Genomic DNA, 21,230 nt, shown 5'->3' with positions numbered 1-21,230 from the left:
TCATTCCCCCGCAAACCAAGGAGTTTCCCGCATGTCGTTCAAGGACAAGGTGGCCATCGTCACCGGTGGTGGCCGTGATATTGGTCGCGCCGTCTCGATCAAGCTGGCCGCCGCCGGTGCACGCGTGTGCATCAACTACGCCAACGACGAAGCCAGTGCGCAGGACACGCTGGCCGCCATCCAGGCCGCCGGTGGCCAGGCCATCGTGCACCGCGCCGACGTGACCGACGCGGCCGCCGTGGCGGGTCTGGTGGCCGCCACCCAGGCCGCGTTCGGCGAGCGCATCGACCTGCTGGTGAACGTGGCCGGCGGCATGGTGCAGCGCCGCCCGCTGGCCGACATCGACCCGGCGTTCTTCCACACCGTGATGGACCTGAACCTCACCTCCACCTATCTGACCACCCACGCCGTGGTGCCGCACATGGGCGAAGGCGCGGCGATCGTGAACTTCGCATCGCAGGCGGGCCGTGATGGCGGTGGCCCCGGCGCGTCGATCTATGCCACGGCCAAGGCGGCGGTGATGACCTTCACCCGCGCCATGGCCAAGGAACTGGGGCCGAAGGGCATCCGCGTGAATGCCCTGTGCTGCGGCATGATCGCCACCCGCTTCCACGATGAATTCACCAAGCCGGAAGTGCGCACGGCGGTGGCCGGCGCAACACCGCTGCGCCGCCAGGGCGTGCCGGAAGAAGCGGCGGACGCGGCGGTGTTCCTGGCCTCGGACGCAGCGGCCTTCATCACCGGTGCGAACCTGGATGTAAACGGCGGCACCTACTTCTCCTGACCTGAGCGGACCCACACCCATGCAGCGCTGGATCACCCTGCTTTCGCTGGCTATCGGCGCTGCCGTGGCCGCCCCCACCACCCAGGCCGCTCCGGTCTGGGTGACCGCCTGGACCGCATCGCCTGCCCCGGACCGCAAGGACGGCACCGCCGACGCTCCGGTGCAGTTTGCCGCGCAGACGGTGCGCCAGGACATGCGCGTGGGCAGCCGTGGCGATGCGCTGCGGCTGCGCATCAGCAATGAACTGGGCACCACGCCGTTGCACGTGGAAGATGTACGCGTGCAGGTGAAAGGGGGCAAAGGGGCTGCGCTGCCGTTGACCGTGGATGGACGCCACGCGATCGATGTGCCGGTGGGTGCGGCCGTGCTGAGCGACCCCCTGCCGTTGCAGGTGGGCGCGCTGCAGGAGATCAGCGTGACCGCCTGGTTCCCGCAGCCGACACGACCGGCGGTACGCCGCACCGTGGTACGGGTGATGGACGGCCCGCAACCCAGCGTGGCCGACAGCGTGAAGGTGGCCTACCAGCAGAACGTGTTTTCGGCGGTGCTGGTGCAACGCGCCGACCGCCCGCAGGTGATCGTCGCGCTGGGCGATTCGATCACCGAAGGCGCCACCGCCCGGCGCGGCTCGTTCAACCAGTGGCCCGAACGGCTGGGCGAACGCCTGCAGCAGGCGTGCCCGGATCGTTTCGTGGTGCTCAACCAGGGCATCAGCGGCAACAAGCTGCTGGACCACGGCCGCAGCCACAGTGCGCTGTCACGCCTGGATCGCGATGTGATTGCCGTGGCCGATGCCGATCAGGTGATCCTGTTCGAAGGCATCAATGACATCCGCAACGGCGGGGGCGCCAAGCCACTGCCGGGGCGCAACGCGGCGGACATGCTGCTGGGTTACCGGCAGGTGGCGGCGCGGCTGCAGGCGCATGGCATCCGCGCGTGGCTGGGCACGCTGACCCCGTTTGGTGGTTCCGAACGCTACGAGCCGGTATCGGCGGCGACGCGCACCGCCATCAACCAGTGGGCGCGCGGCAAGGACACCGGTTTCGATGGCGTGGTGGATTTCGATGCGGCGCTGCGTGATCCGGCGGCGCCGGAAGCATTGCCGGCCAACATCACCCGCGACCATCTGCACCCCAATGATGAGGGCTACCGGCGGATGGCCGAAGCGATCGACCTGGGCATGCTGGGCTGCAAGGCCCCGCGCTGACCACTATTGCCTGCTCGACTGCTTCGACGCTTCGGTAGAGTCGAGCTTGCTCGACTGCTTCTGCTCCTGCTGGAATCAGTCGAGCATGGCTCGACTCTACAATTCCCAGGCAGTCGAGCAAGCTCGACTCTACGGAAGAGCAGAGGCAGTCGAGCATGGCTCGGCTCTACAGTTCACGGGGCGGTGGCGCGCGGGCCGAACATGATCACGGCCATGCCGGCCAGGCACAGGGCGGCACCGAGCAGATCCCAGCGGCTGGGGCGGATACCGTCGACCAGCCACAGCCAGAACAGCGCGGTGCCGATGTACACGCCGCCGTAGGCGGCATACACGCGCCCGCTGGCCGTCGGGTGCAGGGTCAGCAGCCACGCGAACAGGGCCAGACTGGCCGCCGCCGGCAGCAGCAGCCACGCGCTGCCGCCCTTGCGCAGCCACAACCACGGCAGATAACAACCGACAATTTCGGCCAGCGCGGTCAGCAGGAACAGACCCAGCGTTTTCACGCCTTTTCCGCGGCCTTGGCGTGCTGCCAGAGGGCTTCCTGCGCATCCAGGTCCAGGCCCGCCAGCGCTTCACCCTGCGCCTCAGCCTGCGCTTCCATGGCGCGGAAGCGGCGCTCGAACTTGTGATTGGCCCCGCGCAGTGCCGCGCCCAGGTCGATATCGGCATGGCGGGCCAGGTTGGCGCAGACGAACAACAGGTCGCCCAGTTCCTCCTGCAGCCGTACCTTGTTGCCGGCAACATCACCGCGCTCGAATTCTTCGCGCAGTTCCTGCAGTTCCTCGGCGGCCTTGTCCAGCACCGGCAACGGACCGGGCCAGTCGAAGCCAACGCGCGCGGCGCGGGCCTGCAGTTTCACCGCCCGCTGCCATTCGGGCAGGCCACGCGAGATGCCGGCCAGCGCCGAACGATCCTGGTCGCCCTTGGCCGCACGCTCGGCACGCTTGATCGCGTCCCAGTTGCGCATCACCCCATCGGCATCGTCCACGTTCACATCAGCGAACACATGCGGATGGCGGCGCTGCATCTTGTCACTGATCGCGCGGGCGACGTCGGCGAAGGCGAAGCTGCCCTGCTCTTCGGCCATGCGCGCATGGAACACCACCTGCAGCAGCAGGTCGCCCAGTTCATCGCACAGGTCATCGAAGTCGCCGCGATCGATGGCATCAGCCACCTCATAGGCTTCTTCGATGGTGTACGGGGCGATCGTGCTGAAATCCTGCTGCAGATCCCACGGGCAGCCGCCCTGCGGATCGCGCAGGCGCGCCATGATCGCCAGCAGGCGCTCCAGTTCTGCGCTGGCGGCAGTGCCGACGGTGGGGGTATCGCTCATGCAGCCTCCAGGTTCAATCGGTCAACCAGTCGCGCCACGGCAGGCTGGTGTCACCCAGGGCGATGAAATCGCCATTGAGCAGCGTGCTGCGGCGGTTGTAGCGGAACGGCTTGCCGGTATGCGCCGACAGCACGGCACCGCCCGCGGCATGCAGCACGCACTGGCCGGCGGCGGTGTCCCATTCCGAGGTGGGACCCAACCGCGGATAGACATCCAGACCGCCTTCGGCGATCCGGCAGAATTTCAGCGACGACCCCTGCACCACCGTTTCGATATCGCCCATGCGCTGCAGCAGCGCGATGGTTTCCGGCGAGCGGTGCGAGCGGCTGGCCGCCACCCGCAACGGCGTGGTGGCCGGGGTGCGGGTGCGCAGCACGGTGTCGTGCAGGCCCTGGCGGCGGTAGGCCAGTTCGCCGCGCATGGCGTGCCAGACGATACCGGTCACCGGCGACTGCACCACGCCGAACGCCGGTGCGCCCTGGTAGATCAGCGCGATGTTGACGCTGAACTCGCCGTTGCGCTTGACGAAATCGCGGGTGCCGTCCAGCGGGTCCACCAGCCAGTAAGCGCCCCAGTGCTGCCGCTGCTCCCACGGCACCAGCGCCGATTCTTCGGAAAGAATCGGCAGGTCCGGGGTGAGCTGGCGCAGGCCCTGCTGGATGACGCGGTCGGCAGCCAGGTCGGCCGCGGTGACCGGGCTGTCGTCGGCCTTCAGGGTGACGTCGAAACCGCTGCTGTAGACCTGCATGATCGCCTGCCCGGCTTCCTGGGCAATGGCGATGGCGGTCTCGCGCAGTTCGGTGGTCAGCTTGATCATCGTGCCGCCTGCAGCCACTGCCGCGCGATGAACAGGGCGGCCAGCGAACGACCTTCGGAAAAGTCTTCGCGCAGCATCAACTGGTCCAGCTCGGCCAGCTTCCACGGCACCACTTCCAGCTCTTCGGGCTCATCGCCGGCCAGCTTTTCCGGGTACAGGTCGCGTGCCACCACCAGCCACGACTGGTGGCTCATGTAGGTCGGCGCCAGGGTCATGGCGCGCAGCACGTCCACCCGCCGCGCCCCGTAACCGGCTTCTTCCTTCAGCTCGCGGTCGGCGGCCTGTTCCGGGGTTTCGCCGGCATCGATCCGGCCCTTCACCAGGCCCAGCTCGTAGCGGTGCACGCCGGCGGCGTATTCACGCACCAGCAGCACGGTGTCCTCGTCCAGCATCGGCACCACCACCACCGCGCCATGGCCACCGCTGACCAGGCGCTCGAAACGCCGGTGTTCGCCGTTGGAGAACTCCAGATCCAGGTGCTGGCGCTGGAACGGGCCGTTTTCCTCGTCGGTGATCCGATGGATGATCGGCAGGCGACGGCTGGCGCGGTCATCGTTCATACGGAATCTCCACGGCGGGCGGCGCGCGCACCGGGGCCGATAGAATGGGCAGGCAGCAACATGTTCATGAGCCCGAAATGCTAGCAGACCCAACCCCTTCCCCGCTGGCCCAGCACTGGCGGCAACGCGACCTGCAGGTGCTCTGGCACCCCTGCACGCAGATGCGCGAGCACCCGGATACCCTGCCGCTGGTGCCGATTGCGCGTGGACAGGGCGCCTGGCTGATCGATCACGATGGCAACCGCTATCTGGATGCGGTCAGCAGCTGGTGGACAAACCTGTTCGGTCACGCCGAACCGCGCATCGGCGGCGCCATTGCCGCCCAGGCCGGACAGCTGGAGCAGGTGATGCTGGCCGGGTTCAGCCATGAACCGGCGATCACGCTGGCCGAACGCCTGCTGGCGCTGGCGCCGTGCCAGCCGGGCCGCGATCCGCTGGCCAAGGTGTTTTTCGCCGACAACGGCTCGGCCGGGGTGGAAGTCGCGCTGAAGATGGCCTTCCAGTACTTCCAGAACCGCGGCGAAACCCGGCGTACGCGCTTCATCGCGCTGGAGAACGGCTACCACGGCGAAACCCTGGGCGCGCTGGCGCTGGGCGATATTCCGCTGTACCGCCGCGTGTATGCGCCGCTGCTGGCCGAAGGCCTGTTCGCGCCCTCGCCCGATGCCTATCTGGCCGAACCGGGCCAGAGCGCGGCCGATCGCGCCCTGCAGGCGGCCGATGGCCTGGCCACCCTGTTCGACCAGCACCCCGGCGAAATCTGCGCGGTGATCGTCGAGCCGCGCCTGCAGTGTGCCGGCGGCATGCGCATGCACGACCCGATCTATCTGAAGCGGGTGCGCGAACTGTGCGACGCGCACGGTGCGTTCATGATCGCCGATGAGATCGCCACCGGCTTCGGCCGTACCGGCACGCTGTTCGCCTGCGAGCAGGCCACGGTGATGCCCGACCTGATGTGCCTGTCCAAAGGCCTGACCGGCGGCTTCCTGCCGCTGGCCGCGGTGCTGACCACGCAGGCGCTGTATGACGCCTTCCTCGACGATTCGCGCGAGCGCGCCTTCCTGCATTCGCACAGCTACACCGGCAATCCGCTGGCCTGCGCGGCCGCGCTGGCCACGCTGGACATCTTCCGCGACGACGACGTGATCGCGCGCAACCGCGGCATCGCCTCGGTGATGGCGACCCTGGCCGCACCCTTGGCCGACCATGCGCACGTGGCCGATGTGCGCCAGGCCGGCATGGTGGTGGCGTTCGAACTGTCGCGCAACGGCAACCGGCGCACGCCGTTCGACCCGGCGCTGCGGCTCGGCCTGCATGCCTACAGGGCGGCGTTGAAGCGCGGCGTGGTGCTGCGCCCGCTGGGCGATGTGCTGTACTGGATGCCACCGTATTGTGTGGACGACGAACAACTGGAGCTGCTGGCCCATACCACGCTGGCAGCCATCAACGAGGCAATTGCATGCGCGTGACCCGCTGTCCCATCGACCTGCCGCTGCACAGCGGCCAGACCCTGACGCTTCCGGAAGAGACGGCCAACCATCTGGTGCGGGTGATGCGCCTGCGCGAAGGCGATCGCTGCGTGCTGTTCAATGGCGATGGCCACGACTACAGCGCGGTGCTGACCCTGGCCGGCAAGCGCGAGGTGCAGGTGCGCATCGACGCGGCGCAGCCGATCAGCAACGAATCGCCGCTGGCCATCACCCTGCTGCAGGGCGTTGCGCGCGGCGAGAAGATGGACCTGATCCTGCAGAAGGCCACCGAGCTGGGCGTGGCCGCGATCGTGCCGGTGAATGCCGAACGCACCGAGGTGAAGCTGGATGCCGCCCGTGCGGAGAAGCGCGTGGCGCACTGGAACAATGTGGTGACGTCGGCCTGCGGCCAGTCCGGGCGTGCGCGCATTCCGGCGGTCGGCGCGCCGCTGTCGCTGGCACAGGCCACGGCAGCGCTGCCGGCCGACACGCTGCGATTGACGCTGGACCCGCTGGGCAGCCATCGGCTGTCAACGTTGCAGGCGGCGCCGGCCGGGGGCGTAGTGATCGCGATCGGTCCAGAGGGCGGCTGGTCGCCGCGCGACCGCGATCAGCTGGCCGAGGCCGGTTTCCAGGGCCTGCAGCTGGGCCCGCGCATTCTGCGCACGGAAACCGCCGGCCTGGCCGCGATTGCGGCCGTACAGGCGCGGCTGGGGGATCTGGGGTAAGAGGAAGGTCCCGCAAGCGAAGTGCCGACCCAGGTCGGCACCTACCGAGCGCGCGCGTGGGCGCCGGGTCAGGCGGCCAGCGAATCCAGCGCGCTTTCCAGCGCGTCCAGGTTCGGCAACAGGGCGCTCTTTTCGCCCAGCAGCACGCGCATGTGCACGATGTCCGGCAGGGTTTCCTCCGACGCGTCGGCCAGCAGGCCATCGCGCGGCACCGAAATCAGCTGCGGGAAGTTCTGGGTCAGCAGTGCGTAGTACGGGCGCTGGGCGTTGCCGCTGAGTGCCTTCAGCACCACCACCTTGTTGTGCCCCCCCACCGTCTCGTCGCCCAGGCCGGTCAGGCGCGCGAACGACAACAACGGCACCTGCCAACCGTGCCAGGCAATCTGGCCCAGCAGCCAGCGCGGCGCGTCCGCCACCGGTTCAATCGTCACCCGCGACATCATTTCGGCCACGGTGGCGTTGGGCAGCAGCACGCGCTCGCCACCGGCCTGGATCAGGACCCCGCGGATCTCGTCATTGCTGGCGTAGCTCATGCTGCATCTCCGTTGTCTTCGTTCTGGCCCCAGCGCGCGGCGATCACCTGCGCCAGCTCCTGGGGTTCGCCGGCGACCATGCCAGCGGCCACGACGGCCGTGGCGGCGGCGGGGTCATAGCAGCCCTCGCCCACCTGCCCGGCCACCCACGCACCGGCCGCAGCCAGGTCCAGGGACGGCCCGACGTGCGCCAGATCGGCGCCGCTCAGCAGCACCACAGCGCTGTGCTGCGGCGGCAGCGCGTCGATCGCGATGCCCTGTTCGCGGGTCTGGAAATACAGGCCGTCGGCCGCAGCGCGCACGCCCAGGTCATCGGCCAGCACGTGGACTTCACCGGGCACGGCGCGCTGGTTCGGTTCGGCCAGCTGCACCGGCAGCGGCGATACACGCGCCATCTGCTTGACCAGGTTGCCGTAGCGACCGCCGTCCAGGCGCATGTGCACCAGCACCGGCACGCTCAGGCCTGCCGGCAGCGCGGCCAGCAGGCGCCGCAGCGCATCGGGGCCACCGATTCCGGCCAGGACCAGCAGCGCACCGGCGCGGGCGCCGACCGGCGCTGCCGCATCCAGGTCCACCAGGCTCAGGTGGTCGGTGTCGAAGGTGGCCGAAGGCGCAGGAGTGCTGGTCCGGGCGACATGTGCCGTTTCCACGGCAGGTTCGTCCACCAGTGACCACGCGGTGTGGTCGCCCAATGCCAACGGCGGCACCGGCGGCGGCTCCACGGCCGGGGCCGGCGTGTCCAGCGGTGCATCGACGGCAGCAGGCGCCTCGGGCAGCACCGGTTGCAGCGCGGCCAGCGCCTGTTCCAGCGCGATGGGCTCGTGCAGGTCCACCGGCGGCGCGTACAGGCTGTCGGCGGGCACGTCGTCGGCCCACGACAGCGCCTGGTCCAGGTGCGACTGCAGCGCGGTTTCCTGCGGCTGCGGCGGGGTCACCGGCAGTCCCGGCTCCAGCTGCAGGCTGGGCTCGTCTTCGGCACCCGGCGGCAGCACCTGCTGGTGCCCATGCAGCTTGGCGGCCAGATGGCGGCCCCAGCGCTGGGCATCCCAGCCGTCGCGGCGTGCGGCCAGTTCGGCCTCATCGAACACCAGGGTCAGCCCCGGCGCCGACAGGGCCGGCTCCAGGCGCTCCAGGGCGTCCTCGATGGCCGCTTCCAGCGCAATGACCACGAACTGCGGATGGGCATCGGCCAGCGCCTGCCCCTCCAGCGTGGTCGGGTCGTCTTCCAGCACGATCTGCACATCGGCATGGGCCAGCGCTTCACGCAGGCGCTCGCGCGCCGCGCCCGGGCGGGCCAGCAGGGCAACGGCCGGAACCGGATTCACATCACTCACGGACACGGGCGATCCCCAGCAGGTCATACACGTTGCGCATCAGGTCCAGCTCCTGGTACGGCTTGCCCAGGTAGCGCTGCACGCCGATCTCGAAGGCGCGCTGGCGATGCTTGTCGCCGCTGCGCGAGGTGATCATCACGATCGGCACGTCCTTGTAGCGCGGGTCGGCACGCATTGCCGTGGCCAGCTCGTAGCCATCCATGCGCGGCATTTCGATGTCCAGCAACATCAGGTCGGGCACGCGCTCTTCCAGCTGCTCCAGCGCTTCCACGCCGTCGCGGGCCACGCTTACTTCGAAGTTGTGGCGTTCCAGGATGCGTCCGGTCACCTTGCGCATGGTCAGCGAGTCGTCGACCACCATCACCAGCGGCACCTGCCGTTCCTGGCGCGGTGCGTTGTCCTGCACCGGCACGATCGGGTTGGCCAGGTAGCGGCGCACCAGCGGGGCCACGTCCAGGATGACCACCACGCGGCCATCGCCGGTGATGGTGGCACCGTAGATGCCCGGCACCGATGCAATCTGCAGGCCCACCGGCTTGACCACGATTTCGCGGTTGCCCAGCACCTGGTCGATGGCCACGGCCGCACGCAGGTCACCGGCGCGCACCAGCAGCAGCGGCACCTGGTCCTGGCCGTCGGCGCGTGCCGGGGCCTGGCCGACCAGGCTGCCCAGGTCGTACAGCGGGAAATCTTCGCCGCTGTAGCGGTAGCTGCTGTCGGCGGCTTCGAAACGATCGCGCGACAGGCGGCCGATACCACTGACCGAGGCCACCGGCACGGCAAAGGTGGTTTCGCCGATCTGCACGAACACGGCCTGGGTGACGGCCAGCGTCTGCGGCAGGCGCAGGGTGAAGCGCACGCCCTGGCCACGCACCGACTGGATGTCGACCGAGCCGCCGAGCTGGCGCACTTCATTGCGCACCACGTCCATGCCCACGCCACGGCCGGCCAGCTGGCTGACCTGGTCGGCGGTGGAGAAGCCCGAGGCGAAGATCAGGTTGTCCAGTTCCTGTTCGTTCGGCTGCGCGTCGGCGCCCAGCAGGCCACGATCGATGGCGCGGCGGCGGATGGCCTCGCGGTCCAGGCCGGCACCATCGTCGGCCACTTCCAGCACGATCTCCGAGCCTTCGCGGTGCAGGCGGATGGCGACCTCGCCTTCCTCCGGCTTGCCGGCGCTGCGGCGCTGCTCGGGCGCTTCCAGGCCATGGGCCACCGAATTGCGCAGCATGTGTTCCAGCGGCGCGACCATGCGGTCGAGCACGTTGCGGTCCAGTTCGCCGTGGGTGCCTTCCAGGGTCAGGTGCACCTGCTTGCCGGTATCGATACCGGCCTGGCGGACGACACGGCGCAGGCGCGGCACCAGGCCGTCGAACGGCACCATGCGCGCGCGCATCAGGCCGTCCTGCAGTTCCGAGCTGACGCGCGACTGCTGCTGCAGCAGCGAATCGTACTGGCGCGACAGATCGTCCAGCACGCCCTGCAGGCCGCCAAGGTCGGCCGCCGATTCGTTCAGCGCGCGGCTGAGCTGCTGCAGAGTGGAGAAGCGGTCCAGTTCCAGCGGATCGAACTTCTGGTCGGCCTGGTCCTGCTCGCGCTGGTAACGGGCGACGATCTGCGCTTCGGTTTCCAGGTCCAGTCGGCGCAACTGGTCGCGCAGTCGCGCATTGGTGCGCTCCAGCTCGCCCATCGCCCCGCGGAAGGCCCCGAGCTGCTGCTCCAGGCGCGAACGGTAGATCGCCACTTCACCGGCATGGTTGACCAGGCGGTCCAGCAGATCGGCGCGCACGCGCACCTGTTCCTGCTGCGGACGGGCCAACGGATCTTCATCCGGGGTGCCTTCCAGCGGCAGCGGTGCCGACAGCGGCGCATCGGCCAGCGCCAGCGGAGCTGCCGGTACGGCGGTCGCTTCGGCCTCGTTGCTGGCAGCCACGGTGGTGCCAGCCGCGCCCACGTGGGTACGTGCTTCGAAGGCGTCCAGCAGGTCCTGCGCCGGTTCCACGGCACGGTGCTCGCCGGTGCGGGTGAGCAGCTGGTGCAGACGGTCGAAGCCACGTTCCAGCAGGTGGACGTCGCGGCGTTCGATCTCGGTGCGACCGGCGGCCACGGCTTCCAGCAGCGATTCGATGCTGTGCCCCAGATCGCCGATGGCGTTGATGCCGGCCATGCGCGCACCGCCCTTGAGCGTGTGCAGATCGCGCTGCAGGCCCGCCAGGGCTTCGCGATCATCCGGCGCATCGCGCAGTTCGCTGATCAGGCCATCGCAATGGTCGAGCAGGTCGTTGCCTTCTTCCACGAAGATGTCGACCAGCTCGCGGTCGTAGACGTTGAAGTCGAGCAGGTCGCTCGGTGCCTCGCTGTCGTCGCTGTCGTCGCTGGCTGCGACGGCCACGTCGGCCACGTCGGCCACGTCGGCGTCGAGGGTGTCGACGACCACCGAGGTCTCGTGCAATGCCTGGCCCGGAGCGTCTTCCAGTTCGAACAACGGAACCGGCGTGGTCGCAACCGGTTCGGGTGCGGCCACGGCCTCGGGCTCGGCCACTTCCACGTCCAGGTCCACCGTCGCCGGGGACGGCAGGTCGGCGCTCTCTCCTTCACCGACCGCCGTTTCCCCGTCGACGTCCGCAGCCTCAGCGAAGGCATCTGCCTCGCCGGGCGCGAGTTCGCTGGCCTGCAGGCCGAGCACCGGCCAATCGGCCTGCTCGTCCTGCACCGGCTCCGGCTCGATCACGTGCAGGCCTGCGTCCAGCGCAGCCTCCAGGGTGACCGGCTCGGCAAAGCCCGGCGCAGCCATATCATCGTGCAGGCTCGCCAACGTGCTGTCGAGCGCCTGTTCATCCTCGTCGTCGTACAGCGCGGTTTCGTCGGCGCTCTGCAGCGTTGCAGGCGGGTCGATCACGTCATCCGCACGCGGCTGCGTCGCATCGTCCAGATCACTGTCGTCCACCGGCAGCGCGCTGGCGTCCAGGTACGGCGACAGGTCATCGGCACCGGTCAGGTCGGCATCGTCGGCGGCGGCGTCAGCCGTGATTGCCGGCTGCGTGTTGCTGGCTTCATCGACCACCGCGGCGTCCGCCTCCGCATCCGCAGACGGCGCCTCTACGACGGCCAGCAGCGCGGCCTCGGCCTCTGCGTCTGCCTCCGGCAGCGAGGGCCAGCCGGCGTCGAAGAACGGGGACAGATCTTCACCGCCGGTCAGCTCGACGCGCTCCAGACCGGATTCCACCACTACCGGCGGCTCGTTGCTGGCGGCAAGCTCGGTTGCCTCGTCGATGACCGGATCGGCCAGCCCGGCCTCGGCATCGACGGCCAGCGCATCTCCGTCCTCGTCTTCGTCCATCTCCAGCACCGGCCAACGCGCCTCCGGCAGTGCCGCGGCCAAGGCCTGCAGACGCTGCGCCAGTGCATCGTGGGCCTGGATGCGCGGCTGCTCGGCCTGCAGCGCGGTCATCGTGCCGGCAATGGCCTGCGCGGTGTCCAGCAGCGCCGACACGCCTTCTTCGGCGGGCACGGCCTGCGCGGCCAGGGCGCGCTTGATGTACGACTCTGCCGCCCCGGTGACCGCGGTGATTTCCGGCACCTCGGTCATGGCGAAGGCACCGTTCATGGTGTGCACCGCACGCAGCACGGCATCGGTCACCGCGTGCGGGGCCTGCTGGGCGTCCTGCAGCCACGCCTGGAAGGTGGCCATGTGCAGCTCGACTTCGGCTTCCAGGATCTCCTGCAGCACGCTGTCGATCTGCGCGGGCGTACCCACCGGCTCAGCCACCGGTTCCGGCGCGGGCGCGGACTCGGCCACGTCCACGGCGGGCGCATCGACCGGTGCCGCAGCGTCTTCGCTGGCCGCTGCCACAGCGGGCACGTCCACCACCGGCGCCGCTGCGCCAGGAAGCGGGACGTAGAAGGTTTCCTCACCGGCACCGACGCGATCGGCAATGGCCTGCATGGCCTGCAGATCCACGGTGATGCGCTGGCCATGGCGCAGCGCGGCGTTCAGCTGCGGCAGCGCGGCGTGGGCATGGTCCACCATCGCCAGCACGGCCGGGGTGGCCGGGCGGGTGCCGTCGAGCACGCGGTTGAGCAGGCTTTCGATCTTCCACGCGAACTCGCCCAGGGTGCGGGCACCGACCAGGCGGCCACTGCCCTTGAGCGTGTGGAAGATGCGGCGGATCGGCCGCAGCCGGTCCATGTTGTCCGGCTGCATGCGCCAGGGCGGCAACAGCGTGCCCAGGTTCTGCAGCTCATCGTCGAACTCTTCCAGGAACACCTCGCGGATGTCCTGGTCGATGTTCTCGGCGTCGTCTTCGAAACCGCCCTCAATGCCAACGTCGGCAGCGCTGGCTGCATCGGCCACGGGCTCAACAGCCGGCGTTGCCTCGGCGTGCGGGTTGAACTCCGCTGCGGCGGCGCTCAGTTCAGCCAGGAACTGCGCATCGGCATCGCTGAAGTCGATCGGCGTGATCGTATCCACATCGATGGTGGCGATGGCCGGAATCTCGTCCGGAATCCCGGCCAGGACGACCGGCTCGGCATCGACCGCTGCCGGTGCATCGGCTTCCGCCTCGGCTTCTACTTCCGCTTCGGCGTCACTGCCGGCCACGTCCAGGGGTGCCGCATCGTCCAGCGGATCCGCCGACGGCGAAGCGTCGACGATCTCCAGTGCCGCGTCCAGCGCCGGCGCGTCGTCCAGCGACAGCGTCTCCATGGCGTGCAGGGACAGCACATGATCGGCGTTGTCCAGTTCGCTGGCGTCGAAGTGGAACACCACGTCCTCGTCGGCCACGGGCAGACCGTCCTGCTCGGCGGCAACCGGATCGAACGACGCGGCCACCGCGCCCGTCACCACCGGGGCTTCTTCCCAGTCGGCCACGGCCACGCTGTCTTCAGCATCACCCGGCGTATGCGCATGCCCCTCGCCTACCTGCAGCGATGCCGCCGTCAGCGACCAATGCGATGCGACGGACGCGTCGCCCGCGTCGGCGTCTGTTTCATAGCTGACCGGGTCGAAACTGGCGAAGGTCGGCTCACGTGCGTTGTCATCGGCAGCCGCAGCGTCCGTGCCATGATCCAGGCTGCCCAGCTCCCACTGCGGCACCGCCGGCGGCGGCGCGCTGGACGCTGCAAACAGCAGGTTGCCCGTGTCGGCCGGCACGCTGTCCTGCGCTGCCGACGCATGGACATCGGCCAGTTCCAGCGAACCAAACACCAGTGAATGCCCGGCGGCGTCGGCCGCCGGTTCCGCCGGTTCCGCCGGCGGCGCATCGAAGGTGAAATCAGGCAGCGGCAGCGGCACGTCGCCCGGGGCGGGCGCCGCCGGATGTACCTCGATCTGCACCGGCTCGACCTGCAGCGCAGCAGCGGGCACCGCCAGCGCCTCGCGTTGCACCGGCTCAGGCAGGGCTTCGGCCGTCGTCTCGGCAACGGCAGGCGCGCTGCGCTCGGGCAGCGGCCAGTAACGCAGCGCCTCCAGGCTGCTGCGGGTGATGTCGAGAATGTCTTCGCGGCCCGGACGGCGGTCGCGCAGCGCTTCCAGGTAGTACTCCAGGCTGGCCATGGCATCGGCCAGGGTGTCCAGCTGGCGACCGCTGGGCACGCGCTGGCGGCCGATCAGTTCGGCTTCGATGTACTGCTGCACACCGCGCAGATAGTCGGCAGCGGTGCCGAGGTCGAGCATGCGCAGCGCACCGGACACGTCGCCCAGCAGGCGCGGCACGTCCTGCAGTTCGCTGTGGTTCCAGCTGGTCTCGATGAAGGCGACGAAATGTTCGCGTGCGGCGGCGAAATTGGCGATCGCCTCATGCGCCAGGATCTCCACCGTGCGGCGGTTCTCCACCGCGCTGGGGTCGTCCTCGCCACTGCCGCCGGCGCCCAGATGGGCGACCTGGTCGTCCAGCGACGCATCGACGTACAGCAGTGCACCGGCAATATCCAGCAGCAGGTCTTCATCGATCTGCTGGCGGCCTTCCACCACGCCCAGCAATGCATCGCGCTGCTGCACCACCACGCCACGCGCGGCGCCCAGGCCCATCATGCCCAGCGTGTCCGCCACGGCACCGAGCTTGGTCACCTGGTCCTGCAGCTGCTGCGGCGCACCGCCGGTGCGCAGGTGCAGATCCAGTGCGTCCTTCACCTGCAGCAGTTCTTCCTTCACCGCGCTGCCGACCGTATCCAGCAGTTCGCGGTTGCGCCCGCTCAGGCTGCCACGGGCGTGGTCCAGCTCGGCTTCGGTCGCGGTCACGCTGTCGGGCGCGAAGGCGAACAGCACGCTGTCATTGACGCCCTCTTCGCCACGCGCGGCGCGGATCTCGTTCAACAGCGGCATCAGCACGATCGGAATATCGCGATGGCCGTTCTGCAGGCGTTCCAGGTAATCGGGCAGCAGCACGCTGCCGCGCATCAACGTGGCGCAGGCTTCATCGCGGTCGGCAACGCGGCCTTCGCCCACGGCGACGGCCAGCTGTTCCAGTTCCTCGGCCACCATCGCCGGCGCATACAGTTCCACCATGCGCAGGGTGCCCTGCACCTGGTGCAGGTAACCGGCGCAGATGCGCATGCGGCTGCCATCGGCCGGGTCTTCCACGAAGTACTCGACCTCGTTGCGCACCAGGCGCAGGGTCTCGTCCAGCTCGGGCTTGACCCAGCCCAGGGCTGCATGGCTCATGGCGTCGCGCAGACTGCTGCTCATCGGTGCGCTCCGGTCGCCGCCGCGCGACTACCGCGCGGTCCGTGGCCTGGGGAATGGAAATGCTTCATCGACTGGTTCCTTGCTCGCCGCCCTGCCCGTGTCACGCCGGCAGCTTGAAGTCGGCCACCGAACGACGCAGATCGGCGGCCAGCTGTGCCAGGTGGCCGATCGACTCGGCGGTCTGGCCGGCGCCCTGCGAGGTCTGGCCCGTGATCTGCCGGATCACACCCATGGTGCGGGTGATGTCCGACGCCGCAGCGGACTGCTGCTGGGCGGCGATCGAAATGTTCTTGATGAGGGTATTCAGCGCGTTGGACACGCGCTCGATTTCGGTCAGCGCGGTACCCGCGTCCTCGGCCAGGCGGGCGCCGGACACCACTTCGGCGGTGGTCTGCTCCATCGAGGTGACCGCTTCGTTGGTATCGGCCTGAATGGCCTGCACCAGGTTTTCGATGCGTCGGGTGGCGCCCGAGGTGCGTTCTGCCAGGCGCTGCACTTCGTCGGCCACGACCGCGAAACCGCGGCCTGCTTCACCGGCCGACGCCGCCTGCACGGCCGCGTTCAACGCCAGGATGTTGGTCTGTTCGGAAATGTCGTTGATCAGTTCCACGATCGAGCCGATTTCCTGCGACGACTCACCCAGGCGCTTGATGCGCTTGGAGGTTTCCTGGATCTGATCACGGATCTGGTCCATGCCCTGGATGGTCTCGCGCACCACGCCGGCACCTTCGGCGGCGATCACCACCGAGCGCTGTGCCACGTCGGCTGACTCGGCCGAGTTGCGCGACACCTGTTCGATGCTGGCGGCGATTTCGCCGATGCGGTCCGAGGCCGAGGTGATCTGGTTGGCCTGGTGGCCGGCCGCTTCGGCCAGCTGCATGGCCGTCGCCTGGGTTTCCTGGGTGGACACGGCCACCTTGGCCGAGGTGTCGTTGATGGTGGTCACCAGGTGGCGCAGCTCATCCACGGCGTAGTTGATCGCGTCTGCGATCGCGCCGGTCATGTCTTCGGTCACCGATGCCTTCACCGTCAGGTCGCCTTCACCGAGCGAGCTGATTTCGTCCAGCAGCCGCATGATCGCCTGCTGGTTGCGGCTGTTGAACTCCACCTGGGTCTGGTAGCGCAGTTCCTGTTCGCGCGAACGGCTGCGCACGTTGGTGGACACGAAGCCGATGATCGCGATCAGCGACAGCGCACCGGACACCACGCCGATCCAGAAATTCGGGAACAGGCGGGTGTCGGACACCGAACCAAACGAGGAGAACGCTTCGAACAGCTTGCGGCTGTCATCGAGCATGTGCGCCGAGCCCTGGCCCAGGGCCGTGGCTGCCGACTGCGCGGCAAACAGCTGGCGCGAGCTGGCCAGGATGGCGTCGGCGTCCTGCTTCATCGCCTCCCACTTCTGCTGCGACTGTTCCAGCGCGGCAACGGCGCCGGCGCCGCGCACGGCGGTGATGCCCAGTTCTTCGTTGCCGTTGCGCAGGCCATCAAGCACCTGCGAGAACACGGTGATATCGCGGGCCAGCGCATCGCCGGCCGTGGCTGCACCGGTGCCACCGGCGCGCATTTCAGTCACGCGGCGGGCCATGGTGCCGGCCACCACCACCTGCTGCAGGGCGCTGTATACCTGCGAAGCCGGTGCGCCCGAGGCGGACATCGCCCGCACCAGTTCATTCAACTGCGCCTGCAGGCCCGGCACGGCGCCGGTGAAGTTGTTGGCGTTGCCGGCCAGGGCCAGCACCGCCGGTTCACTGGCCACCAGCTGGCCGGCCTGCTTGCCCAGCGGCGCCCACGTCTCGGCCAGCGTGCCGATGGCCTTGGACACGCCCGGCTCGCTGCCGTAGCGCCCCTGCAGGGTCGATACGTTCTGTTCGATGGCGTTGCGGGTGGCCTTGAAGGCGGTGAACGCCTGCGCGTTGCCGCCCACAGCATCACGGCCCTGGTTGGCCAGCTGCTGTGACAGCACCTGCAGATCGGCGGCCTTGGAGCCGGCGTCGGCCAGGCGGCTGCCCTGCCAGGTGGCGACACCCGTGTTCAGGCCGAACAGGACCATGGACAGCAACAGCAGGGCCAGCCACAGGTTGCTGCCGCCCAGCCGCAGCTTGCCGGTCTTGGTGGCGTCCGAAGCAGTACTCATCGTTCAACCTCGAGGTTCAATGCAGGGGGCGTTGCCCGGCCTCAGGCCGCGGCTTGCCGGAATTCAGGGGTACGCGACAGCAACGAGAGGGAGAACACGCCCCAGTCGTGGCCATCGGCATGGAAGGCGCGATCGACGAAGTGGCCGTAGCGGCCCTCGGCCAGGCGACCGGCATCGATCTGCTGGCCCAGCTCGAAGCTGCGCTGGCCGAACAGTTCATCGATGGTCAGGGCCACGTCGCCGCCGGCCTGGCGCATGATCAGCACGCGCTGGCCTTCCTGCTGCACGGTACGCGCGCCTTCCAGGAAGTACTTCAGATCGACCACCGGGAACAGGTTGCCACGCAGGTTGCCCACGCCCAGCAGCCACGGCTGTGCGCACGGCACCGGGGTGATGGGCGGCATCGGCACGATTTCCACCACTTCGCGGAAATCGGACACCAGCCGGCGCTGGCCGACCCGGTAGCCCACGCCACGCCACAGATCCTGGGCGAACTGGCGCTCGGGCAGCTGCACCGCATGGGCCAGGCTGCGCCGTTCGTAGGCTTCAAGAATGTCGAAAGGCGAACGCATCAGGCCACCAGTTCGTTGATGCGCGCGATCAGTTCTTCCTCGCGCGGCGGCTTGACGATGTAATCGGCTGCGCCCTGGCGCAGGCCCCAGGCCTTGTCGGTTTCCATCGCCTTGGTGCTGACGATGATCACCGGGATGTGCTTGGTCGCCGCGTCGCGGGCCATCGCCCGGGTCGCCTGGAAACCACTCATGCCCGGCAGCACCACGTCCATCAGCACCAGCTGAGGCACCTGGTCGCGCACCAGCTGCAGGCCATCTTCGGCGTTGTCCGCTTCCAGCACCTCGTGGCCGGCACGGCGCAGCCACTGGGTGAACACCGCGCGGTCAGTCGGTGAATCCTCGATCAGAACGATACGAGCCATTGTGCCTTTCCCCCCTGGTCAGGCGTTGACGTATGTGCGGATGGCACCCAGCAGTTCTTCACGCGTGAAAGGCTTGGTCAGGTACTGCTCCGAGCCGACGATGCGCCCGCGCGCCTTGTCGAACAGGCCGTCCTTGGAGGACAGCATGATGACCGGGGTGGACTTGAACAGCTGGTTGCCCTTGATCAGGGCACAGGTCTGGTAACCGTCCAGGCGCGGCATCATGATGTCGACGAAGATGATCTGCGGCTGCTGGTCAGCGATCTTGGCCAGTGCTTCGAAGCCATCGGTCGCCGTCACCACCTCGCAGCCTTCGCGCTTGAGCAGTGTTTCCGCGGTCCGGCGGATGGTCTTCGAGTCATCGATGACCATCACCCGGAGTCCTGCGAGTTCCCCGCCCGCAGTCATGTTTTCAGTCATTGCCATTCCCCAAGCGCGCGGCCCTTCTAGGTTGGGTGCCGCTGCGAAAGCGTATCTATATCGCACTTTCCGCGCCCGCTTCAAGGCCGCTCCACGGGGCGGGGCGTGGCGCCCGGCTGAACGTGACCGGTTTGGCAGACACTGCGCAGAACCGGGCCCGGCCGCCGGTTCGGAGACGCAGCGTTGCAGGCCACGGGGCAGGCACGGGGCGGGCGTTGCCGCTACCATCAGCGCCTTGCCTTGAAGGTGCGCCCATGCCGTTGAATGTCATCGTGGTGATGGATCCCATCGCCCACATCAAGATCGCCAAGGACACGACGTTTGCCATGCTGCTGGAAGCCCAGCGCCGTGGCCACGCCCTGCACTACGTGCAGCCGGGCGGCCTGGCCCTGGAAGGCGGCGTGGCCGTGGCCCGGACTGCCCCGCTGCAGGTGCGCGATGATCCCGCCGGCTGGTACGAGTTGGGCGCATTCAGCCGCACCGTGTTCGGCCCCGGCCAGGTGGTGCTGATGCGCAAGGACCCGCCGGTCGATGCCGAATTCATCTACGACACCCAGGTCCTGGACCTGGCCGCCGCCGCCGGCGCCTGCGTGGTGAACAACCCGCAGGGCCTGCGCGACTACAACGAAAAACTGGCCGCCCTGCTGTTCCCGCAGTGCTGCCCGCCCACCCTGGTCAGCCGCGATGCCAAGGCGCTGAAGGCGTTCGCGCTGGAACACGGCCAGGCGGTGCTGAAGCCGCTGGACGGCATGGGCGGCCGCTCGATCTTCCGCAGCGGCCAAGGCGACCCCAACCTGAACGTGATCCTGGAAACGCTGACCGACGGGGGCCGCAAGCTGGCACTGGCGCAGAAGTTCATTCCGGATATCAGCGCCGGTGACAAGCGCATCCTGCTGGTGGATGGCGAGCCGGTGGATTACTGCCTGGCGCGCATTCCCCAGGGCGATGAGTTCCGCGGCAACCTGGCCGCCGGCGGTCGTGGCGAGGGTCGCCCGCTGAGCGAGCGCGACCGCTGGATTGCCGCCCAGGTCGGTCCGGAGATGAAGCGGCGCGGCATGCGCTTCGTCGGCCTGGACGTGATTGGCGACTACCTGACCGAAGTGAACGTGACCAGTCCGACCTGCGTGCGCGAGCTGGATGCGCAGTACGGGCTGAACATCGCCGGCACCCTGTTCGACGCGATCGAGGCCGGCCTGCGCTGATGGATGCTGTTCCTGCCGTGCTGCCCCCGCCACCGCGCGAAGCACAGCGGCTGGCCGCTACCCTGACCTTTTCGGTCCTGCTGCACGTGCTGCTGGTGCTGGGGGTGGGCTTCGCCGTGAAAGGCGACGCACCGCTGGTGCCCACGCTGGAAGTGATCTTCAGCCAGACCCGCACGCCGCTGACGCCGAAGCAGGCCGATTTCCTGGCTGCCGCCAACCAGGAGGGCGGCGGCGAGCATGACCGCGCCCAGCGCCCGCGCGACAACCAGACCGGCGTGGTGCCGCAGGCACAGACCGGGTTGAGCCCGGTACCGCAGCAGCAGCAATCGGCCGCGCCGGTGCCGCCCCCCGAAGCGCGGGTGGTCAGCAGCCGCAATGGCGAAGACCTAGTGGCCCAGGCGCAGCCGCGCCCCACCCCGCTGGAACCGGCCCCGGACGCCCCGATGACCGCGCGCGAGCAGCGCGATGCGGAGATGGCGCGGCTGGCGGCCGAGGTTCACCTGCGCTCGGCGCAGTATGCGAAGCGACCGAACCGCAAGTTCGTGTCGGCCAGCACCCGCGAGTACGCCTACGCCAATTACCTGCGCGCCTGGGTGGACCGTGCCGAGCAGGTGGGCAACCTGAATTATCCGGACGAGGCGCGGCAGCGCAGGCTGGGTGGCCAGGTGGTGATCAGCGTGGGCGTACGCCGCGATGGCAGCGTGGAAAGCAGCCGCATCCTCAAATCCAGCGGCACGCCGTTGCTGGACCAGGCGGCGTTGCGCGTGGTGTCGCTGGCGCAGCCGTTCCCGGCGTTGCCGAAGACCGATGATGGCGTGGATATCCTGCAGGTGACCCGCACGTGGGTGTTCCTGCCCGGCGGTGAACTGCGCGACGACCGGTAGGGGTTTGTTGCCCGGGCCTGCGGCCCGGGACCCGCTGCAGAGCCAGGGCAACGGCAACGGCAACAGCCACAGCGGCGGTGGGAATTCTGGGCTTGGCGGGGCGGTGTCGGGTGGCGGGGACGCCGCAAGTACATCCCTGTAGGCTTAGCCGCGGCATCCATGCCGCGGATACCCCGCCACCCGACACCGCCCCACCTCCGACAGAT

Annotated in this window: 17 protein-coding genes; 6 read left to right on the top strand and 11 right to left on the bottom strand. The window is 68.7% G+C overall.

The genetic code is table 11. The features are described from left to right. The first annotated feature begins 31 nt into the window (after positions 1-31). A complete protein-coding gene (locus AC06FA_RS18880) occupies positions 32-784 on the top strand; it encodes an SDR family NAD(P)-dependent oxidoreductase (protein WP_108753884.1) in 753 nt (250 codons plus the stop codon). Between the two features lie 19 nt (positions 785-803). Beyond that, positions 804-1,991, top strand: coding sequence for a GDSL-type esterase/lipase family protein (locus AC06FA_RS18875; protein ID WP_478069619.1), 1,188 nt, complete (start codon positions 804-806; stop codon positions 1,989-1,991). A 173-nt stretch (positions 1,992-2,164) separates the two neighbouring features. On the opposite strand, the gene AC06FA_RS18870 is transcribed toward AC06FA_RS18875, so the two are convergent. The 4 genes from AC06FA_RS18870 to nudE are packed head-to-tail and all read right to left on the bottom strand — an operon-like array spanning position 2,165 to position 4,701. Beyond that, entirely contained in the window at positions 2,165-2,494 is a 330-nt protein-coding gene (locus tag AC06FA_RS18870) for a YnfA family protein (RefSeq protein ID WP_108750806.1), read from the bottom strand. Continuing rightward, on the bottom strand, positions 2,491-3,324 hold the full coding sequence (mazG, locus tag AC06FA_RS18865) for a nucleoside triphosphate pyrophosphohydrolase (RefSeq protein WP_478069618.1): 834 nt from the start codon (positions 3,322-3,324) through the stop codon (positions 2,491-2,493). Before mazG ends, AC06FA_RS18870 begins: the two co-directional genes overlap by 4 nt. 13 nt (positions 3,325-3,337) lie before the next feature. Next, entirely contained in the window at positions 3,338-4,141 is an 804-nt protein-coding gene (cysQ, locus tag AC06FA_RS18860; protein WP_478069617.1) for a 3'(2'),5'-bisphosphate nucleotidase CysQ, read from the bottom strand. Next, on the bottom strand, positions 4,138-4,701 hold the full coding sequence (gene nudE, locus AC06FA_RS18855; RefSeq protein ID WP_478069616.1) for an ADP compounds hydrolase NudE: 564 nt from the start codon (positions 4,699-4,701) through the stop codon (positions 4,138-4,140). The genes cysQ and nudE overlap by 4 nt, the downstream gene beginning before the upstream one ends. Positions 4,702-4,778: 77 nt before the next feature. Between nudE and bioA the strand changes: the two genes are divergently transcribed. Both bioA and AC06FA_RS18845 read left to right on the top strand, forming a co-directional pair. Further along, complete coding sequence (gene bioA, locus AC06FA_RS18850; protein ID WP_478069615.1) at positions 4,779-6,170, top strand: adenosylmethionine--8-amino-7-oxononanoate transaminase; 1,392 nt, start codon at positions 4,779-4,781, stop codon at positions 6,168-6,170. Beyond that, a complete protein-coding gene (locus AC06FA_RS18845; RefSeq protein WP_478069614.1) occupies positions 6,161-6,898 on the top strand; it encodes a 16S rRNA (uracil(1498)-N(3))-methyltransferase in 738 nt (245 codons plus the stop codon). The genes bioA and AC06FA_RS18845 overlap by 10 nt, the downstream gene beginning before the upstream one ends. A gap of 68 nt (positions 6,899-6,966) precedes the next feature. Here the strand turns inward: AC06FA_RS18845 and AC06FA_RS18840 are convergent, their stop codons facing one another. From AC06FA_RS18840 to pilG, 7 genes are all read right to left on the bottom strand, one after another. Beyond that, positions 6,967-7,431, bottom strand: a complete 465-nt coding sequence (locus tag AC06FA_RS18840; RefSeq protein WP_478069613.1) for a chemotaxis protein CheW — start codon at positions 7,429-7,431, stop codon at positions 6,967-6,969. Continuing rightward, on the bottom strand, positions 7,428-8,771 hold the full coding sequence (locus AC06FA_RS18835) for a chemotaxis protein CheB (protein ID WP_478069612.1): 1,344 nt from the start codon (positions 8,769-8,771) through the stop codon (positions 7,428-7,430). The genes AC06FA_RS18840 and AC06FA_RS18835 overlap by 4 nt, the downstream gene beginning before the upstream one ends. Beyond that, complete coding sequence (locus AC06FA_RS18830) at positions 8,758-15,447, bottom strand: Hpt domain-containing protein (RefSeq protein WP_478069611.1); 6,690 nt, start codon at positions 15,445-15,447, stop codon at positions 8,758-8,760. The genes AC06FA_RS18835 and AC06FA_RS18830 overlap by 14 nt, the downstream gene beginning before the upstream one ends. A 100-nt stretch (positions 15,448-15,547) precedes the next feature. Then, positions 15,548-17,584 (bottom strand): methyl-accepting chemotaxis protein, encoded by a 2,037-nt coding sequence (locus tag AC06FA_RS18825; protein ID WP_478069610.1) that lies wholly within the window; start codon positions 17,582-17,584, stop codon positions 15,548-15,550. 41 nt (positions 17,585-17,625) lie between these two features. Next, positions 17,626-18,156, bottom strand: coding sequence for a chemotaxis protein CheW (locus AC06FA_RS18820; RefSeq protein WP_478069609.1), 531 nt, complete (start codon positions 18,154-18,156; stop codon positions 17,626-17,628). After that, positions 18,156-18,518: a response regulator gene (locus tag AC06FA_RS18815; RefSeq protein WP_108756949.1), complete on the bottom strand. Its 363-nt coding sequence runs from the start codon at positions 18,516-18,518 to the stop codon at positions 18,156-18,158. Before AC06FA_RS18815 ends, AC06FA_RS18820 begins: the two co-directional genes overlap by 1 nt. Positions 18,519-18,536: 18 nt before the next feature. Next, positions 18,537-18,938: a twitching motility response regulator PilG gene (gene pilG, locus AC06FA_RS18810; protein ID WP_042614342.1), complete on the bottom strand. Its 402-nt coding sequence runs from the start codon at positions 18,936-18,938 to the stop codon at positions 18,537-18,539. 254 nt (positions 18,939-19,192) lie between these two features. Between pilG and gshB the strand changes: the two genes are divergently transcribed. Together gshB and AC06FA_RS18800 are read left to right on the top strand one after the other, a co-directional pair. Beyond that, positions 19,193-20,140: a glutathione synthase gene (gshB, locus tag AC06FA_RS18805; protein ID WP_478069608.1), complete on the top strand. Its 948-nt coding sequence runs from the start codon at positions 19,193-19,195 to the stop codon at positions 20,138-20,140. Continuing rightward, positions 20,140-21,024 carry an energy transducer TonB family protein gene (locus AC06FA_RS18800; protein WP_478069607.1) on the top strand — a complete coding sequence of 295 codons (885 nt, stop codon included), beginning with the start codon at positions 20,140-20,142 and terminating at the stop codon, positions 21,022-21,024. The genes gshB and AC06FA_RS18800 overlap by 1 nt, the downstream gene beginning before the upstream one ends. Positions 21,025-21,230 lie beyond the last annotated feature (206 nt).

It is taken from the genome of Stenotrophomonas sp. Steno-C17 (assembly GCF_056393165.1).
The sequence above is the reverse complement of the archived record's forward strand: the minus strand, read 5'-3'. Positions and strand labels throughout refer to the sequence as shown.

What these genes read in the sequence shown, in the direction of transcription:
- AC06FA_RS18880 (WP_108753884.1), top strand. Translation starts at nt 32, where the DNA reads ATGTCGTTCAAGGACAAGGTGGCCATCGTCACCGGTGGTGGCCGTGAT.
- AC06FA_RS18875 (WP_478069619.1), top strand. Translation starts at nt 804, where the DNA reads ATGCAGCGCTGGATCACCCTGCTTTCGCTGGCTATCGGCGCTGCCGTG.
- mazG (WP_478069618.1), bottom strand. Translation starts at nt 3,324, where the DNA reads ATGAGCGATACCCCCACCGTCGGCACTGCCGCCAGCGCAGAACTGGAG.
- cysQ (WP_478069617.1), bottom strand. Translation starts at nt 4,141, where the DNA reads ATGATCAAGCTGACCACCGAACTGCGCGAGACCGCCATCGCCATTGCC.
- nudE (WP_478069616.1), bottom strand. Translation starts at nt 4,701, where the DNA reads ATGAACGATGACCGCGCCAGCCGTCGCCTGCCGATCATCCATCGGATC.
- bioA (WP_478069615.1), top strand. Translation starts at nt 4,779, where the DNA reads ATGCTAGCAGACCCAACCCCTTCCCCGCTGGCCCAGCACTGGCGGCAA.
- AC06FA_RS18845 (WP_478069614.1), top strand. Translation starts at nt 6,161, where the DNA reads ATGCGCGTGACCCGCTGTCCCATCGACCTGCCGCTGCACAGCGGCCAG.
- AC06FA_RS18840 (WP_478069613.1), bottom strand. Translation starts at nt 7,431, where the DNA reads ATGAGCTACGCCAGCAATGACGAGATCCGCGGGGTCCTGATCCAGGCC.
- AC06FA_RS18830 (WP_478069611.1), bottom strand. Translation starts at nt 15,447, where the DNA reads ATGAGCAGCAGTCTGCGCGACGCCATGAGCCATGCAGCCCTGGGCTGG.
- AC06FA_RS18825 (WP_478069610.1), bottom strand. Translation starts at nt 17,584, where the DNA reads ATGAGTACTGCTTCGGACGCCACCAAGACCGGCAAGCTGCGGCTGGGC.
- AC06FA_RS18820 (WP_478069609.1), bottom strand. Translation starts at nt 18,156, where the DNA reads ATGCGTTCGCCTTTCGACATTCTTGAAGCCTACGAACGGCGCAGCCTG.
- AC06FA_RS18815 (WP_108756949.1), bottom strand. Translation starts at nt 18,518, where the DNA reads ATGGCTCGTATCGTTCTGATCGAGGATTCACCGACTGACCGCGCGGTG.
- pilG (WP_042614342.1), bottom strand. Translation starts at nt 18,938, where the DNA reads ATGACTGAAAACATGACTGCGGGCGGGGAACTCGCAGGACTCCGGGTG.
- gshB (WP_478069608.1), top strand. Translation starts at nt 19,193, where the DNA reads ATGCCGTTGAATGTCATCGTGGTGATGGATCCCATCGCCCACATCAAG.
- AC06FA_RS18800 (WP_478069607.1), top strand. Translation starts at nt 20,140, where the DNA reads ATGGATGCTGTTCCTGCCGTGCTGCCCCCGCCACCGCGCGAAGCACAG.